Raw genomic sequence first — 16,319 nt, 5'->3', positions numbered from 1 at the left:
CACTATACACAAGTTTGGTAGCGGCCGACGCACGCGGCGCGGACTTGCAAGGTCTCCGCCATCCGCACAAGGTCCGCCAGCGACTGCGCGCCCATCTTCTTCATCACGTTGCCACGGTGGATCTTCACCGTGATTTCGCTGATGTTCAGCTTGCCGGCAACCTGCTTGTTCATCAGACCGGCGGCGACAAGGCCCATTACTTCGCGCTCGCGCGCGGTCAACGTCTCATAGGTCGCGCGCAGGCGGTCACTTTCGTCCTCCTGCTGCCGGCGACCGCGGTCGGTCCGGATCGCTTCCCCGACGGCGGCCAGCATGTCCTCCTCGCGGAAGGGCTTGGGGAGGAAGTCGACAGCGCCGGCCTTCATGCCGCGCACGGTCATGGGAATGTCGCCGTGGCCAGTCATCAGCACCACCGGGATCGGCCGGTCGGAACTGGCGAGCTGCGTCTGGAAGTCGATCCCGTCGATCCCCTGCAACCGCACGTCCAGCACCAGGCAGCAGGGCGCCTGGGACCGCTCGTGGGCCAGGAATTCCCCCGGCGACGCGAAGACCACCGCCCGCAGGCCCACGGAGCGGAAGAGGCTGGACAGCGCCCCCCGGACTTCCGGGTCGTCATCGACGACGAACACCGTCGGCGTGTCGTCGTCCGCCGTGTTGCCGGCCCCACCCTTGGAGGCCCCGTAGGGGATCGTCGAAGCCATCAGGCGCCCTCCTTGGCAACCGGAAGCGTGAACTGGAACGTTGCACCGACGACGCCGTCATCCCCACGGCCGTCATCCCCACGGTTGTTCGACGCCCAGATGCGCCCGCCGTGCGATTCCACGATCGACCGGCAGATCGACAGCCCGATGCCCATGCCGTTCGACTTCGTCGTGAAGAACGGCTCGAACAGCAGGCCCAGGTCCTTCTCGGCGATACCGACGCCACGGTCACGGACCGCGACGCGGATCGTGTCAGGATCGGGCCGCGCGACGTCGATGACCAGGACCCGCGACGGACCGTCGACGGCATCGGTCATGGCCTGGGTCAAGGCCTGAACGCTGTTCAAAAGCAGGTTCATGATCACCTGCTGGATCTGGACGCGATCGCCGAGAACCTCGGGCAAGCCGGCCTCCATGGTCTGGCGAAGCGTGATGCCGCCGGTCGCCAGTTCGCGCTGGATCAGAACCAGCGAGGCGTCGACCACCTCGCACAGGGCGAAGCGCTCCTTGCGCGGAACGCTCTTGCGGCTGAGCGCGCGCACGCGCTCGATCACGTCGGCCGCCCGGCGACCGTTGTCGAGCATGTGGCCAAGGCAGGCGGCCGTCTCCTCCGCGCCCGGCGCCTCCCGCCGCAGCCAGCGCCGCCCCGCCTCCCCATAGGTCACGATGGCCGACAGCGGCTGGTTCACCTCGTGCGCGATCGAGGCGGCCATCTGGCCGAGCGTCGACACGCGTGAGGCATGGGCCAACTCGGCCAGCGTGCGGGTCAGCGCCTGCTGCGTGCGGTTGCGCTCCGTCACGTCCAGCATGGTGACCAGGACCCGTTCCCAGCGCGCCGCCTCCGCCGGAATGGTCAGCCGCAGCAGGACGTCGATCCGCTCACCAGCCAGGGTCTGGAAGGACGTCTCCGCCTCGCACCGGCCGTCCCCGTCCCACATGGACGCGACCAGCCGCGAAAAGGTCTCCTCCGCCTCCGGCGTGGAGATGGCGGACTCGACCGCGCCGAGCAGCCGCCCCCGCTCCCCCGCCTGAAACAGCGCGACGGCGGTCTCGTTCACGTCCGTCACAGTGACCATGCCGACGAGCCTGCGCACCAAGTCCCGGTCCTGCAGCAGATGGGCGCGGACATCGGTCACGCCGCTCGCCTCCAGCCCTTCCAGGGCGGTGAACAGGCGGGAGAAGTCATTTTCCCAGATGGCCACCCCGGCGTTCTGGAAGATCAGGCGATAGCGGTGTTCGGCGCTACGGATGCTGGCGTCGGCCCGCTTCCGCTCGGTCATGTCCGCGCTGGTCTCGATGACGTCGCCGCGCCGCCCTCCCGTGGCGGGCCGCCAAAGCAGGCGGGTCTGCAATTCCACCGGCTGGCCGTCGCGGCGCGTGCGGACCAGGTCGCCGGACCAGGTTCCCATGGTGCGCAGCGACCGCTCGACCTCCCCGAACGGGACGGGGAAGCGTGTGCCCAGCAACTCCTGGCAGCGGGCTCCGATGGCTTCGCGCCGGGTCCAGCCGTACAGCTTCTCCGCGCCGCCGTTCCAATAGCGGATGATATCGTCGGCGTCGCAGATGATGACCGTGTCGTGCGTCAGGTCGAGGATTTCAGCCTGCTGGCCCAGGATCCGCTCGGCGGACCCCTTGCGCATGGCGAGCAGCGTGGTGAACGCGATGGCCGCGAGGCTGACCGCCAAACGCAGGTGGCTGGCGCCCCAGGGTTCGCCATAGTGCATGGCGAGGAAGCTGCCGACGGCGAGGAGCGCGCACCCCAGGCCGGTCAGCAGGACCGTGCGCGGTGCGCAGTCCTCCGCCACCAGAAGGACGATCCCGGCGTACAGGACGGCCACCGCGCTGGGCAGGGACGTGCCGGAATCGACCAGAAAAACCAGTGCTGCCAGGGGCAACGCCATGGCCGCCCGCCAGCCGCTCCGGCCCCACGGCCCCGCGAGCCGCAGGGCCGCCCGCGGCTCGGAAGATGCCTTTTGCGGGGACCCGGTCATTTTCGCTAAGTCCGAAGGTTCTATTCCTGCGCAGGCTGGAATTTTCCATGCGCGCCAGGGGGCGTCTTGAACAAGGTGAATGTTTTTGTCGGATCCGCACATCGGCAGCCAAGCCGGAGTTCGTCCGGCTGCACCCGCCGCACGGTGGCAGGCAACTTCCGACGCCGAGAAACGTGAAATATTCGAAAAATTGTTTAGATTTTCGGTGTGGACAGCGAATGAGTGCTCTGCCAACGTTCAAAAAAATCGTTCGCGCAACTCAGGGCAGCATATGCATTTCGGAGGGTGAGATGTTTGGGTTGATCGGTGGTTCGGATTTGAAGGCAAAGCTCTGCGCTTTGGACAAGTCACATTCCATCATCGAATTCGACTTGGACGGCACGATCATCTCAGCGAACGAAAACTTCCTCAAAGCCGTCGGCTACACGCTGTTGGACATTAAAGGCAAGCACCACAGCATGTTCGTCGATCCCGCGGAGCGGCATGGCTCCGGCTACCGCGGCTTTTGGGATGCCCTCCGCCTGGGCCGGCACCAGACGGCGGAATTCCGGCGCATCGGCCGGGACGGCCGGGAGATCTGGATCCAGGCAAGCTACAACCCTGTCCTGGACGGAAACGGCAAGCCCGTGCGGGTGATCAAGTTCGCCACCGACGTCACGGAACGGAAACGGCTCTTCTCCGACTTCCAGGGCCAGATCGACGCCATCAACCGCTCGCAGGCGGTCATCCATTTCGACATGGACGGCACCATCCTCGACGCCAACGACAACTTCCTCAAGGCGGTCGGCTACACGCTGGCGGACATCAGGGGCAAGCACCACAGCCTGTTCGTCGATCCCGCGGAGCGGGACGGTGTGGACTACCGCCGCTTCTGGGAATCCCTGCGCAACGGCCGCTATCAGGTCGCCGAATTCCGGCGCATCGGCCGGGACGGCCGGGAGATCTGGATCCAGGCGAGCTACAACCCGATCCTCGATCCCGCCGGGAACCCCGTCAAGGTGGTCAAGTTCGCCACCGACATCACCGCGCAGGTGCAGGAACGGCTGCGCCGCAGCACCGTCCAGACGGAGATCGACGGGGAACTCGGCGCCATCACGCGCTCGATCGCGACGGCCAACGAACAGGCGGAAAGCGCCGCTCTCGCATCGAACCGCGTCTCGTCGAACGTCCAGGCCGCCGCGTCCGGCGCCGAGGAATTGGCGGCGTCGATCGGCGAGATCGGGCGTCGGATGACCGATGCGGCCCAGGTCACCGAACAGGCGGTCGAGCAGGCCGACCGCACCAACGCCATCATGGCCGGGCTGGCGGACGCGGCCAACCGGATCGGCCATGTGGTGAACCTGATCCAGCAGATCGCCAACCAGACCAACCTGCTGGCGCTGAACGCGACCATCGAGGCCGCCCGCGCCGGTGAGGCCGGAAAAGGCTTCGCCGTCGTGGCGTCGGAGGTGAAAAGCCTCGCCAACCAGACGGCGAAGGCCACCGACGAGATCGCGGAGCAGATCGCCGGCGTCCAGGCCGCGACAAGCGAGGCGGTCGGCGCCATTGGCTCCATCGCAGGCGTGATCGCCCAGCTCAACGAGATCTCCGCCACCATCGCGTCGGCCGTGGAGGAGCAGGGGGCGGTGACCCGCGAGATGGCCGCCAACATGACCAATGCAGCGGAGGGCGCCAGTTCGGTCAGCCGAAGCATGAACCGCATCGCCTCGGCGACCCAGGCCGTCAGCGATTCCACGCGGAAGGTGAAGGAGACCTCGCAGGCGCTGTTGGCGTGAGGGCGGAGGCCGCCACGACACCTAGGCGCGACACCTAGGTATGATTGAGCGGCGTTGCGGGCGACCGCTACGGTTTCCGCCTGATCCCGGCCTTATCCTGGAGGGGTGGCATGAGCACGCGGTTCGACGCGATCATCATCGGGGCCGGCCAAGCCGGCCCGTCCCTGGCCGAGCGCCTGACGAAGGCCGGCATGACCGTGGCGCTGGTCGAGCGGAACCTGTTCGGCGGCACCTGCGTCAACACCGGCTGCATCCCGACCAAGACGCTGGTCGCCAGCGCCCGCGTGGCGCATCTGGCCCGCCGGGCGGAGGAGTTCGGCGTGGTGCTGAACGGCCCCGTCCGGGTCGACATGGCCCGCGTGAAGGCGCGCATGGACGCTGTCTCCGGCCGGTCGCGCGAAAATGTGGAGACATGGTTGCGCGGGATGACCGGCTGCACCGTTTTCCAGGGGCACGCGCGCTTTGAATCCCCGAACACGCTCCGCGTCGGGGACGAGGTGCTGACCGCCGAGCGCATCTTCATCAACGTCGGCGGCCGGGCCACCGTGCCGGACATGCCGGGCGTGCGCGACGTCCCCTTCCTGACCAACAGCACGATCCTCGACCTCGACACGCTTCCCCGCCACCTCGTGGTGATTGGCGGCAGCTACATCGGGCTGGAATACGCGCAGATGTACCGCCGCTTCGGCAGCGCGGTGACCGTCGTCGAGAAGGGGCCGCGGCTGATCGGGCGGGAGGACCAGGACGTCTCCGACGCGGTGAAGGACATCCTGGAGAAGGAAGGCGTGTCGGTCCGGCTGAACGCCGAATGCATCCGCTTCGCCCCGCACCGGGACGGCGTCGCCGTCGGCGTGACCTGCGCGTCGGGCGAGGAGCCGGAGGTGGTCGGCTCCCACGTCCTGCTCGCGGTCGGGCGGCAACCGAACACGGACGACCTCGGCCTCGACAAGGCAGGGGTAAAGACCGACGTGCGCGGCTATATCACCGTGGACGACCAGCTGCGCACCAGCGCGCCCGGCGTCTGGGCCATGGGCGACTGCAACGGCCGCGGTGCTTTCACCCACACCTCCTACAACGATTTCGAGATCGTGGCGGCCAATGTGCTGGATGCCAACACCCTTGACGATGGCCCGCGCCGGGTGAGCGACCGCATTCCCGCCTACGGCCTGTTCATCGACCCGCCGCTCGGCCGCGTCGGCATGACCGACGACGCGGTGCGCAAGTCCGGTCGCCGCGCGCTGGTCGGCATGCGCCCGATGACCCGCGTCGGCCGCGCCGTGGAGAAGGGCGAGGCGCAGGGCTTCATGAAGATCGTGGTAGACGCCGACAGCAAGGAGATCCTGGGTGCCGCCATCCTCGGCCCCGGCGGCGACGAGGCGATCCACTCCGTCGTCGACATGATGTACGCCAAGGCGCCCTACCCCACGCTCGAGCGCGCCGTGCACATCCACCCCACTGTGTCGGAGCTGATTCCGACCCTGCTCGGCGAGCTGAAGCCGCTTCGGTGACCCTGACGAACCGTCAGGATGACGATACCTGAGTATAGTTCCGCCAACCCTCCCGCTCCTGCACTGTGGCCTCGCAGAATTCACCAGAAGACATGGGCCAGACGGCACGAGGTTGAACGGTCGAGGAAGGCCGTACTTCCAAAGAGGAGGGACACATGGGCAAGATTACGACCAAGGACGGCGCGCAGATCTTCTACAAGGACTGGGGCAGTGGCCAGCCGATCGTCTTCTCGCACGGATGGCCGCTCAGCGCCGACGCGTGGGACGGGCAAATGATGTTCCTCGGCCAGCAGGGCTATCGGGTGATCGCCCACGACCGCCGCGGCCATGGCCGGTCGGACCAGACCTGGACCGGCAATACGATGGACCAGTACGCCGACGACCTCGCCGAGCTTTTTGAAAAGCTCGACCTGAGGAACGTCGTGATGGTCGGCCATTCGACCGGCGGCGGCGAGGTTGCCCGCTACATCGGCCGGCACGGCACCGGCCGCGTCACCAAGGCGATCCTGACCAGCGCCGTGCCGCCCATCATGCTGAAGACCGCCGCCAACCCCGGCGGGTTGCCGAAGGAGGTTTTCGACGGCCTGCGCAAAAGCACCTACGACAACCGGGCCCAGTTCTTCATGGACCTGAGCCTGCCCTTCTACGGCTTCAACCGGGACGGCGCCAAGGTGTCGGAGGGAACGCGCCAGTTCTTCTGGCTCCAGGGGATGATGGCCGGGGTCAAGGGCGCCTATGATTGCATCGAGCAGTTCTCGGAGACGGATTTCACCGAGGACCTGAAGAAGATGACCATCCCGACGCTGTTCATCCACGGGGACGACGACCAGATCGTGCCCATCGGCGCCGCGTCCCGCCACGCCGTCGAGATCGCGCCGAACGCCACGCTGAAGGTCTATCCGGGCGCCCCGCACGGCCTGCCGGTCACCCACCAGGACCAGTACAACGCCGACCTGCTGGCCTTCATCAAGGGCTGAGCGCCGAGGCCGGCATACTTCCCCTCTCCCCTCTGGGGAGAGGGTGGCCCGAAGGGCCTCTCGCGCAAACGAAGTTTGCGCTGACGGCGTCAGGCGGATGCCTCTGGCATCCGCTGAGAGCTGGGTGAGGGTCGCGCAAGGATCAGCGACGGATTCTCGGCGGTACCCTCACCCTCCCGTCTTCAGCGGGTCCCTCCTTCTCCCGGGGCGGGAGAGGGAATTAACCCATCACACCCTGAACCTCCGTCCAAGGCGTCTAAACCTAAGTATGGATGTGAGGTTTGAGCAAATCGACTAAGCTTTTCTCACAAGTTCAGTTCATTGCTCCAAAATAGCTATCTTTTGTTCATTCGTTTCTTTTCCGCGGAATAAGCGGATTTTTCAATGCATGGAAGGGCGGAATCTCCGGCGCGCAATCACGGAGGACGCCTTTTTCGAGGGGAAATTGGAGATGGACATGATCCGCAGCGAGTCATCGTCGCTTCACAGCATGGATTTGGCCGCCGACGCGGCGGCTTCCTCCGCCATTCTCGCACGCCACGGTGCCGGGACCGAGATCCGCCTGATGCCGCGGCAGCCGCGGGCCGTGGCGGACCTGTCCGGAGCGGACCGCGTGTCCGCGGTCGCGGAGCGGTTGCTGGAGGTCGCCAGCCATTCGCTGGAACGCGACCGCAAGTCGGTGGAAGAATGCCTAGCCCTGGCGCTGGCGCGCCTGCAAACCATCGTGACCGACCCGCCGGCCACCGCGCTGGAACGGCCCGCCGCCCCGGAGGAAAACTCCGCATCGGACAGCGTGTCATCGGATAGCACGACGGCCGGCGGCACCGGCCTCGCCGCCTGGCAGATCCGGCGCGTCACGCTCTACATCGACGCCCACCTCGCCTCGCCGGTCAAGAACAAGGACCTCGCCGCCGCGGCGAAGCTGAGCTGCGGCTATTTCTGCCAGGCCTTCAAGGACAGCTTCGGCCATCCGCCGCACGCCTACATCATGCGCCGGCGCGTCGCGCGGGCGAAGGAGATGCTGGAGGGAACGACCAAGCCGCTGTGCCAGATCGCGCTCGACTGCGGCTTTTCCGACCAGTCGCATTTCTCGCGCATTTTCCGACGCATCGCCGGCGAGAACCCGCGCATGTGGCGCCGCAAGCACCAGCTTGAACTCTAACCCGCGGGATCCACGTCCCTGGGCTGGACACTCGTCTGGAACGATGGAGCCGCCGACGCCATGGATCGCACGAGCAACGACCCGTCAGCCCGCACCCCTCGGTCGCCGGAAGAAGACCGCCTGGACAAGCGCTGCATCGACACCATCCGCACCCTGTCGATGGACGCGGTCCAGAAGGCGAATTCCGGCCATCCCGGCACGCCGATGGCCATGGCGCCGGTGGCCTACACGCTGGTGCAGCACGCGCTGCGCTACGACCCCGCCGACCCGGAATGGCCGAACCGCGACCGCTTCGTCCTGTCGGTCGGGCACGCGTCCATGCTGCTCTATTCCGTCCTGCACCTGATGGGCGTGGCGGGGATCGGGCCGGACGGCGCCTCGCTGGGCAGCGCCGCGGTGACTCTGGACGACATCAAGCACTTCCGCCAGCTCGGCAGCAAATGCCCGGGCCATCCCGAATACCGCCTGACCGCGGGGGTTGAGACGACCACCGGGCCGCTCGGCCAAGGCTGCGGCAACAGCGTCGGCATGGCGATCGCCGCCCGCTGGCTGGCCACGCGCTTCAACCGCCCGGACTTCCCGCTGTTCGATTACACCGTCTACACGCTGTGCGGCGACGGCGACATGATGGAGGGCGTGGCGAGCGAGGCCGCCTCGCTGGCCGGGCACCTGAAGCTGTCCAACCTCTGCTGGATCTACGACAGCAACCGCATCTCCATTGAGGGCGGCACCGACCTCGCCTTCACCGAGGACGTGGCCGCGCGCTTCCGCGCCTACGGCTGGACCGTGATCGACGTGGCCGACGCCAACGACACGGTCGCCCTGCTGGACGCGCTCGACCGCGTCGGCCGGTCCGGTTCCCCGACCATGATCGTCGTGCACAGCCACATCGGCTTCGGCGCGCCCAACAAGCAAGACACCGCCGCCGCGCATGGCGAGCCGCTGGGCGCCGATGAAGTCCGGCTCGCCAAGAAAAGCTACGGCTGGCCGGAGGACTCGCAGTTCCTCGTCCCCGACGGCGTCTACAAACATTTCGCCGACGGCGTCGGCCGGCGCGGCCGGGCGTTGCGCGAGGACTGGTCCTCCATGCTGGAGCGCTACACCAAGGCGCACCCGGATCTGGCCGCCGAGCTGCACCGCACGCTGAAGCGCGAGCCGCCGCCGGGCTGGGACGCCGACCTGCCGAACTTCCCGACAGACGCGAAGGGGCTGGCGACGCGCGACTCCTCCGGCAAGGTGCTGAATGCCATCGCCGCGCGCTATCCTGAACTCCTGGGCGGGGCGGCCGACCTTGCCCCCTCCACCAAGACGCGGCTGACCTTCCAGGGGGCTGGTGACCTCGGGCCCCATGAGCCCGGCGGCCGCAACCTGCATTTCGGCGTGCGCGAGCACGCCATGGGCGCCGTCGTCAACGGCCTCGCCCTGTCGCACCTGCGCGCTTACGGGTCCGGCTTCCTGATCTTCAGCGACTACATGAAGCCGTCGCTGCGGCTGTCCGCGCTGATGGAGCTGCCGTCGATCTGGATCTTCACCCACGACTCCATCGGCGTGGGGGAGGACGGCCCGACCCACCAGCCGATCGAGCAGCTGGCCGGCCTGCGTTCCATCCCCGGCCTGACCGTGCTGCGCCCGGCCGACGCGCAGGAGGTGGTCGCCGCGTGGCGCGTGATCATCGGCCTGAAGCACGACCCGGCCTGCCTCGTCCTGACGCGCCAGGCGGTGCCGACGCTCGACCGCAGCCGCTACGCCCCCGCCGCCGGATTGGCGCGGGGAGCCTATGTGCTGGCCGACCCGCCGGATGGCCGCAAGCCGGAGGTGATCCTGGTCGGCACGGGCAGCGAGGTCTCGCTCTGCGTCGGCGCCTACGAGACGCTGACGCAGGACGGGATCGCCGCCCGCGTGGTCAGCATGCCCTCCTGGGAGCTGTTCGAGCGGCAGGACGAGGATTATCGCGAAAGCGTGCTGCCGCCCGCCGTCACCGCCCGCGTCTCGGTGGAGCAGGGATCGGTCATCGGCTGGGACCGCTACGTCGGCATGACCGGCACCAAGATCGGCATGCACACCTTCGGCTCCTCCGCGCCGCTGAAGGATTTGCTGACCCAGTTCGGATTCACCCAGGACGCTGTGGTCGCCGCGGCGCGGGAGCAGATCACCGCATCCAAGAAGCGCAGCGGATAGTCGCAAACCCGGCAATCAACAGAAGGGAGCCGTGCGATGCAGCTTGGCGTGGTCGGGCTTGGACGGATGGGGGCGAACATTGCGCGCCGCCTCATCCGCGCCGGGCATCACATCGTGGTCCAGAGCCGGAACGAGGACTCCGTGAAGGCGGCCGTGGCGGACGGCGCCATCGGCAGCGCGGATCTGCGCGATCTTGTGGCGAAGCTGGAGCCGCCGCGCGCGGTCTGGGTCATGCTGCCCGCCGGCGCGGTCACCGAGGACACGGTGTGGCAATTGGCCGAGATGCTGTCGCCCGGCGACACCATCATCGACGGTGGCAACACCTTCTGGAAGGACGACATCCGCCGCGCCGCCGCCCTGAAGGACAAGGGGCTGCACTACCTCGACGTCGGCACGTCGGGCGGCATCTGGGGGCTGGAGCGCGGCTACTGCTTGATGATCGGCGGCGACACGGCGGAGGTGAAACGCCTCGACCCCATCTTCGCGGCACTCGCCCCCGGCCGCGACGCCGCCACGGCGACGCCAGGCCGCGAGGGGCGCGACCAGCGGGTGGAGAACGGCTACCTTCACGCCGGTCCCTGCGGCGCGGGCCATTTCGTGAAGATGATCCACAACGGCATCGAATATGGCCTGATGCAGGCCTACGCCGAGGGCTTCGACATCCTGAAGAACGCCAACTCGACGTCCCTGCCGGAGGAGCAGCGCTTCGACCTGCCGCTCCCCGACATCGCGGAGGTGTGGCGGCGCGGCAGCGTGGTCAGCAGCTGGCTGCTCGACCTCACCGCCACGGCGCTGGCCCGCAGCCCGACCCTGTCGGAGTTCCCCGGCGTGGTCGAGGATTCCGGCGAGGGCCGCTGGACGCTGATGGCCGCCATTGAGGAGGCGGTCCCGGCGGAGGTGCTGTCCGCCGCGCTCTACGCGCGCTTCCGCTCCCGGCAGGACCACACCTTCGCGGAGAAGATGCTGTCGGCCATGCGCAAGGGCTTCGGCGGCCATGTCGAACCTTCCCAGCGCTGACGCGAAAGCCGCGCAGGACCGGCTGAAGCGCGCCGCCGCGGAGGCAGCCGTGGCCCTTGTCGAGGACGGCATGGTCGTCGGCCTCGGCACCGGCTCCACGGCGGCCTTCGCGCTGGAGGCGCTCGCCGCGCGGGTCGCACAGGGCTTGCGCATTGCGGGCGTGCCGACCTCGGAGGCCACCGCGGCGCTGGCGCGACGGTTCGGCGTCCCGATGACCGATTTCGCCACCCACCGGCGGCTCGACCTCGCCATCGACGGCGCCGACGAGGTGGAGCGCGGAACGCTGAACCTGATCAAGGGTCTGGGCGGCGCGCTGCTGTACGAGAAGATCGTCGCCGCGGCGAGCGCCCGCTTCGTCGTCATCGCCGACGAGACCAAGCTGGTCGACCGCCTGGGGGAGCGCGCCCCCCTGCCCGTCGAGATCGTGCCCTTCGGATTGGAAGCGACACTGGGCCGCCTCGCCGACGCGGGCTTGGCACCGACGCTGCGGCGGGCGGGCGGTTCGGGCAAGCCCTTCCGAACGGACGGCGGCCACGTCATCGCCGACTGCCAGATCGGCCCTATCGCCGATCCGGTGGCGCTCGACCGGCAACTCCGTGCCATGGTCGGGGTCGTGGACAGTGGCCTGTTCATCGGCATGGCCGCTGAAACGTTCATCGGAACGGCGCAGGGCGTCCGGGGCCTTATCCCCGGCGGCTGAATAATCCCCTCTCCCTGCGGAGCAGGGAGAGGGGACTTCAGGTTGCGTGCCCCTCCACGCGCAGCACGCTGGGGAGATCGCGGAGGAAGGCGGCGCCGCGGTCGGTGGCTTCGAACAGCAGCAGGCCGCTGCGGTCATGGCCGCGCAGGCGGGCCTCGGCGTCCATGCCGGCGGCCTGCACCGCCTTGGCGACGTTGGAGACGGCTTGCCAGGTCCAAGCGCGGTGCTCGGCCCGGCTGCGGAAACCCTGCGGATCCGCGGCGTTGAGGGCGACCGTGAAGGAATGCAGCTCAATGGACATGAGAGCTCCAGGGGATTTTCGATCACGCTTTGAAAAATCTATAACGGAGTCGGACTCCGGGCGTTGCGCGCGGCACGGCCCGCCAGACTCAGAGCGCCCGCCGGGGGCGCCGGACGTCGATGCTATGGTGGAGTGGGGTGGTAGGTGTCGACGGATCGGGCGGCAGGCCCGTTGATGGAGCGAGCGCGTGTCCAACGCTCCGCAGGTCCGAACAATGTCGAAGGTCCCGGACGTGCGGCGAGGTCATTCATGGGAACGCCAGCGGTTTGAGTGCCCAACAGTGGGAATCTACCCCATGCCGGAACCGTGCGGTGTGACAACCGGAGGAGTGGCCGGAGGGGCCCGCACGGTCCCGTCACTATAACGAACAGCGGCGCTCCGTTTCTATTCCAACGAACGGCCTGCCCCACCTTTGCCGGCGTCTATGCCATGGCCGACCGGGGCACAACTGTCGGCGCGGGCTTCAGCGCGGGACGGACAGCTTCTCCGCGCTGGCGATCAGCAGGTCGATCATGGATTTCTGCTCCGCCTCGCCGGTGTCGGCCGGGATGACGAAGCAGATCGTCGCGATGCATTGGCGCGACGCGTCGCGCACCGGGGCGGCGAGGCAGGTGGTGAAGCGGTCGACCAGCGCGGTGGTGCGCACGTAGCCGTTCTCCCGCGCCTGCCGGATGTCGTGCATGAACTCGTCGCGGGCGATGCGGCGGCCGTCGGGCAGCAGAAAGTCCTCGTCCGGGATGAAAGACAGGATTTCCTCGGGCTTCAGGTGGTCGACCAGCAGGCGGCCCGAGGCGGTCCAGGGGATCGGCACCTTGATCCCGATCTCCGAGCTGATGCGGAACATGCGCCGGCCCGGCTCATTCAGCACGACCAGGTACTTGTCGCCCTCCAGCATGCAGAACTGCGAGGTCTCCCCGGACATCTCCGCCAAGTGGGCGACTTCCAAGCGCGCCTTCCGGATCAGGTCGACGCTGTCCAGGTAATCGCTGCCGTAATAGTGCATGGCCGGGCCGAAGTAGACGGTGCCGTCGTCGTCGCGCAGTTCCAGCCAGCGCGCCTCCACCAGCGTGTTCACCAGCTCGTAGACCGTGGAGCGCGGCGTGCCCGTGTCGCGCGCGATGTCCGCGATGCGCGTCGGCGTGCGCAGGCTGTGCAGATGTTCCATCAGCGCGATGACGCGGTCGATGCCGCGGGCGCGGCCGTTGGCCCGCTCCTCGCCCCGGGCGGGAGCCTTCTTCTCCGCCGTCACGCCGTTTGCCATCGCCTAAATCCCCCCTCTCGACCCACCATCCGCGGGCATCGCTTAGCACACCAAAATTCGTCTTGCGAACGATTCTTGTCCGGTATACCGTTCTCTTGTCCGGAATACAAGAATGTTGTCCGAAATATCGGACTTGCCGTTTGGGGGGCAGAATGACAAAGGTTTCACGCCGTCTGTTCACCGCCGCTCTGGGCGCGGCCCTAACCACCACTGGGACGCTGGCCGGTACGCTGGGCGCCTGGACCAGTCCGGCGCTGGCGCAGCAGCCGGGTTCGGTCATCACCGTCGCGACGATCGGGGAGCCGCCGACCCTCGACCCGGTCGGCACCACGTCCGATCTGGTGAGCATCATCACCCAGCACGTCTTCGAGACGCTGTTCACCTTCGACAAGGACTGGCAGCTCCAGCCGCTGGTCGCCTCCGCCCTGCCGCAGGTGTCGGCCGACGGCAAGACCTACACGATCCCCCTGCGCAGCGGCGTCACCTTCCACGACGGCAGCAAGATGACCGCCGAGGACGTGGTCGCCTCGCTCGACCACTGGCTGAAGGCCTCCCCGCGCGGCAAGACCGCCGCCCCGATGGTCGACAGCATCGCCGCCAAGGGCGCCGACACCATCGTCATTGCGCTGAAGGAACCCTTCGCGCCGCTGACCGCGCTGCTGGCGATGAACAACGGCGCCGCGGCCATCGTGCCGAAGTCGGTCATCGACGGCACCAACCCGCTGAAGTCGCTGGTCGGCACCGGCCCCTACAAGCTGCTGGAGCACAAGCCTGACCAGTACATCCGCCTGGTCAAGTTCGACGGCTACGCCTCCCCCGCCGGCCCGGCCAGCGGCTACGCCGGCAGCCGCGTCGCCAAGATCGGCGAGGTGCGCTTCGTGCCGGTGCCGAACGCCGCCACCCGCGTGTCCGGCGTGCTGGCCGGCCAGTATCAGTTCGCCGACAGCCTGCCGGCGGAGGCGCTGGGCCGCTTCAAAGGCGTGGCCGGCGTGCAGCCGGTCATCGTGAAGCCCTTCGGCTTCCCGCTGATGATCATGAACAGCAAGGCCGGCGTGATGGCCAACCAGAAGCTGCGGCAGGCCGTGCTGACGGCGCTGGAGCCCGGCGACATGCTGCTGGCCGGCTTCGGCGATCCGGCCTTCATCGCGCCGGAAGGTTCCATCTACGCGCCGGGCACGCCCTACTATGACGCGGCCAGCGCCAAGCCCTATGGCGAGCACGGCCTGTCCAAGGCGACGGAGCTTCTGAAGGCCGCCGGCTACAAGGGCGAGCCGATCCGCATCATGACCTCCACCCAGTACGAGTTCCTCTACAAGATGAGCCTGGTCGCCCAGGCGCAGCTGGAGGCGGCCGGCTTCAAGGTGGATCTCCAGGTGCTGGACTGGGCGACGCTGCTGCAGAAGCGCGGCGACGAGAAGGCCTGGGACGCCTTCTTCACCTACCACACCTTCGTGCCGGAGCCGTCGCTGATCACGGTCATGAACCCCAGCTATCCCGGCTGGTGGGACACGCCCGCCAAGAAGGAGGCTCTGGCCGCCTTCAACCGCGAGATGGACCCGGCCGCCCGCAAGGCGAAGTGGGTGGAGATCCAGAAGCTGTTCTACAGCGAGGTGCCGAGCATCAAGGTCGGCGAGTTCTACAACCTCGCCGCGGCCAGCGACAAGCTGACCAACTACACGCCGACCCCCTGGCCGTTCTTTTGGAACGCCGACCTGAAGAACTGAGCGCTTGAGCCTTCTTCCCCTCTCCCTGCTCCGCAGGGAGAGGGGACCTCATCCGGGACAGCACCCATGTTCGTGTACATCGTGCGCCGGCTTGCCGGCATGATGGTCGTCATGCTCATCGTCGCGGCGGTGGTCTTCGTGATCGCCCGCGTCGTTCCGGGCGACCCCGCCGCCGTCATGCTGGGCTCCTCCGCCACGCCGGAGGACATCGCAGCACTCCGCTCCCGCCTGGGGCTCGACCAGCCGCTGCTGGCACAGTTCATCCTCTATCTGGGGCAGATCGCGCGCTTCGACCTCGGCGATTCCATCTTTTTGAACCGCCCGGTGATGCAGGCTTTGGCCGAACGGTCGGAGCTGACCGGCTTGCTGACCCTGATGTCCGTGAGCATCGCGGTGCTGATCGGCGTGCCGATTGGCATCCTGTCCGCGGCCAAGCGCGGCCGCTGGATCGACCAGACCGCGCTCGGCCTCGCCATGCTCGCGGCCAGCGTGCCCAGCTTCTGGATCGGCCTGACGCTCATCAAGTATCTGGCGGTGGACCTCACCTGGTTCCCGGTCGCCGGCTACGGCGCGCCCGACGCCAGCTTCGCGGAACGGCTGCGCCACCTCGTCCTGCCGGCCATTGCGCTGGGCATCCCCAATTCCGCGCTGATCCTGCGCTTCACCCGCACCAGCATGCTGGACGTGCTCGGCGACGACTATGTGCGCACGGCGCGGGCCAAGGGCCTGCCCCCGATGGTCGTGGTGCTGAAGCACGCGCTGCGCAACGCGATGATCCCGATCCTGACGGTCATCGGACTGACCGCCGCCGTGATGATCGCCGGCGCCATCGTGACGGAGACGGTGTTCGGCCTGCCCGGCGTCGGCAACCTGATCGTCTCGGCCGTGCTGCGCCGCGACTACCCGGTGATCCAGGGCGCGCTGCTGGTCGTGTCCGCCATCTACGTCCTCATCAACCTGTCGGTCGACCTGCTCTACGCCGTGGTCGATCCGCGGGTCCGCTACTGAGAAGGGGGCCTACGCC

Annotated in this window: 13 protein-coding genes; 9 read left to right on the top strand and 4 right to left on the bottom strand. The window is 67.8% G+C overall.

Going from position 1 to position 16,319, the window contains the following annotated elements:
* Nucleotides 1-2: 2 nt before the first annotated feature.
* Nucleotides 3-701, bottom strand: a complete 699-nt coding sequence (locus M2351_RS23990) for a response regulator transcription factor (RefSeq protein WP_264658570.1) — start codon at nucleotides 699-701, stop codon at nucleotides 3-5.
* Entirely contained in the window at nucleotides 701-2,602 is a 1,902-nt protein-coding gene (locus M2351_RS23985) for an ATP-binding protein (RefSeq protein ID WP_264658569.1), read from the bottom strand. The genes M2351_RS23990 and M2351_RS23985 overlap by 1 nt, the downstream gene beginning before the upstream one ends.
* A gap of 380 nt (nucleotides 2,603-2,982) precedes the next feature.
* On the opposite strand from M2351_RS23985, the gene M2351_RS23980 reads away from it, so the two are divergent.
* The 7 genes from M2351_RS23980 to rpiA all read left to right on the top strand — a co-directional run bounded on the left by M2351_RS23980 (nucleotide 2,983) and on the right by rpiA (nucleotide 12,009).
* Nucleotides 2,983-4,467 carry a methyl-accepting chemotaxis protein gene (locus M2351_RS23980; protein WP_264658568.1) on the top strand — a complete coding sequence of 495 codons (1,485 nt, stop codon included), beginning with the start codon at nucleotides 2,983-2,985 and terminating at the stop codon, nucleotides 4,465-4,467.
* A 110-nt stretch (nucleotides 4,468-4,577) separates the two neighbouring features.
* Nucleotides 4,578-5,975: an FAD-containing oxidoreductase gene (locus tag M2351_RS23975; RefSeq protein ID WP_264658567.1), complete on the top strand. Its 1,398-nt coding sequence runs from the start codon at nucleotides 4,578-4,580 to the stop codon at nucleotides 5,973-5,975.
* A 155-nt stretch (nucleotides 5,976-6,130) separates the two neighbouring features.
* Complete coding sequence (locus M2351_RS23970; protein WP_264658566.1) at nucleotides 6,131-6,952, top strand: alpha/beta fold hydrolase; 822 nt, start codon at nucleotides 6,131-6,133, stop codon at nucleotides 6,950-6,952.
* A 457-nt stretch (nucleotides 6,953-7,409) separates the two neighbouring features.
* Nucleotides 7,410-8,114: a helix-turn-helix domain-containing protein gene (locus M2351_RS23965; protein WP_264658565.1), complete on the top strand. Its 705-nt coding sequence runs from the start codon at nucleotides 7,410-7,412 to the stop codon at nucleotides 8,112-8,114.
* 60 nt (nucleotides 8,115-8,174) lie between these two features.
* Entirely contained in the window at nucleotides 8,175-10,292 is a 2,118-nt protein-coding gene (gene tkt, locus M2351_RS23960) for a transketolase (RefSeq protein ID WP_264658564.1), read from the top strand.
* Between the two features lie 36 nt (nucleotides 10,293-10,328).
* Nucleotides 10,329-11,309 carry a phosphogluconate dehydrogenase (NAD(+)-dependent, decarboxylating) gene (gene gnd / locus M2351_RS23955; RefSeq protein ID WP_264658563.1) on the top strand — a complete coding sequence of 327 codons (981 nt, stop codon included), beginning with the start codon at nucleotides 10,329-10,331 and terminating at the stop codon, nucleotides 11,307-11,309.
* Complete coding sequence (gene rpiA / locus M2351_RS23950) at nucleotides 11,287-12,009, top strand: ribose-5-phosphate isomerase RpiA (RefSeq protein ID WP_264658562.1); 723 nt, start codon at nucleotides 11,287-11,289, stop codon at nucleotides 12,007-12,009. Before gnd ends, rpiA begins: the two co-directional genes overlap by 23 nt.
* Nucleotides 12,010-12,046: 37 nt before the next feature.
* On the opposite strand, the gene M2351_RS23945 is transcribed toward rpiA, so the two are convergent.
* Nucleotides 12,047-12,310 carry a hypothetical protein gene (locus M2351_RS23945; protein ID WP_264658561.1) on the bottom strand — a complete coding sequence of 88 codons (264 nt, stop codon included), beginning with the start codon at nucleotides 12,308-12,310 and terminating at the stop codon, nucleotides 12,047-12,049.
* 463 nt (nucleotides 12,311-12,773) lie between these two features.
* Nucleotides 12,774-13,571, bottom strand: a complete 798-nt coding sequence (locus M2351_RS23940) for an IclR family transcriptional regulator (protein WP_264658560.1) — start codon at nucleotides 13,569-13,571, stop codon at nucleotides 12,774-12,776.
* A gap of 152 nt (nucleotides 13,572-13,723) precedes the next feature.
* Between M2351_RS23940 and M2351_RS23935 the strand changes: the two genes are divergently transcribed.
* Together M2351_RS23935 and M2351_RS23930 are read left to right on the top strand one after the other, a co-directional pair.
* A complete protein-coding gene (locus tag M2351_RS23935; RefSeq protein ID WP_264658559.1) occupies nucleotides 13,724-15,295 on the top strand; it encodes an ABC transporter substrate-binding protein in 1,572 nt (523 codons plus the stop codon).
* Nucleotides 15,296-15,361: 66 nt separating this feature from the next.
* A complete protein-coding gene (locus tag M2351_RS23930) occupies nucleotides 15,362-16,303 on the top strand; it encodes an ABC transporter permease (RefSeq protein ID WP_264658558.1) in 942 nt (313 codons plus the stop codon).
* Nucleotides 16,304-16,319: the final 16 nt, after the last annotated feature.

The organism is Azospirillum canadense (assembly GCF_025961225.1).
Classification (GTDB): Bacteria; Pseudomonadota; Alphaproteobacteria; order Azospirillales; family Azospirillaceae; genus Azospirillum; species Azospirillum canadense.
The sequence above is the reverse complement of the archived record's forward strand: the minus strand, read 5'-3'. Positions and strand labels throughout refer to the sequence as shown.

What these genes read in the sequence shown, in the direction of transcription:
- M2351_RS23980 (WP_264658568.1), top strand. Translation starts at nt 2,983, where the DNA reads ATGTTTGGGTTGATCGGTGGTTCGGATTTGAAGGCAAAGCTCTGCGCT.
- tkt (WP_264658564.1), top strand. Translation starts at nt 8,175, where the DNA reads ATGGATCGCACGAGCAACGACCCGTCAGCCCGCACCCCTCGGTCGCCG.
- M2351_RS23930 (WP_264658558.1), top strand. Translation starts at nt 15,362, where the DNA reads ATGTTCGTGTACATCGTGCGCCGGCTTGCCGGCATGATGGTCGTCATG.
- M2351_RS23965 (WP_264658565.1), top strand. Translation starts at nt 7,410, where the DNA reads ATGATCCGCAGCGAGTCATCGTCGCTTCACAGCATGGATTTGGCCGCC.
- rpiA (WP_264658562.1), top strand. Translation starts at nt 11,287, where the DNA reads ATGTCGAACCTTCCCAGCGCTGACGCGAAAGCCGCGCAGGACCGGCTG.
- M2351_RS23975 (WP_264658567.1), top strand. Translation starts at nt 4,578, where the DNA reads ATGAGCACGCGGTTCGACGCGATCATCATCGGGGCCGGCCAAGCCGGC.
- M2351_RS23990 (WP_264658570.1), bottom strand. Translation starts at nt 701, where the DNA reads ATGGCTTCGACGATCCCCTACGGGGCCTCCAAGGGTGGGGCCGGCAAC.
- M2351_RS23970 (WP_264658566.1), top strand. Translation starts at nt 6,131, where the DNA reads ATGGGCAAGATTACGACCAAGGACGGCGCGCAGATCTTCTACAAGGAC.
- M2351_RS23985 (WP_264658569.1), bottom strand. Translation starts at nt 2,602, where the DNA reads ATGGCGTTGCCCCTGGCAGCACTGGTTTTTCTGGTCGATTCCGGCACG.
- M2351_RS23940 (WP_264658560.1), bottom strand. Translation starts at nt 13,571, where the DNA reads ATGGCAAACGGCGTGACGGCGGAGAAGAAGGCTCCCGCCCGGGGCGAG.
- M2351_RS23935 (WP_264658559.1), top strand. Translation starts at nt 13,724, where the DNA reads ATGACAAAGGTTTCACGCCGTCTGTTCACCGCCGCTCTGGGCGCGGCC.
- M2351_RS23945 (WP_264658561.1), bottom strand. Translation starts at nt 12,310, where the DNA reads ATGTCCATTGAGCTGCATTCCTTCACGGTCGCCCTCAACGCCGCGGAT.
- gnd (WP_264658563.1), top strand. Translation starts at nt 10,329, where the DNA reads ATGCAGCTTGGCGTGGTCGGGCTTGGACGGATGGGGGCGAACATTGCG.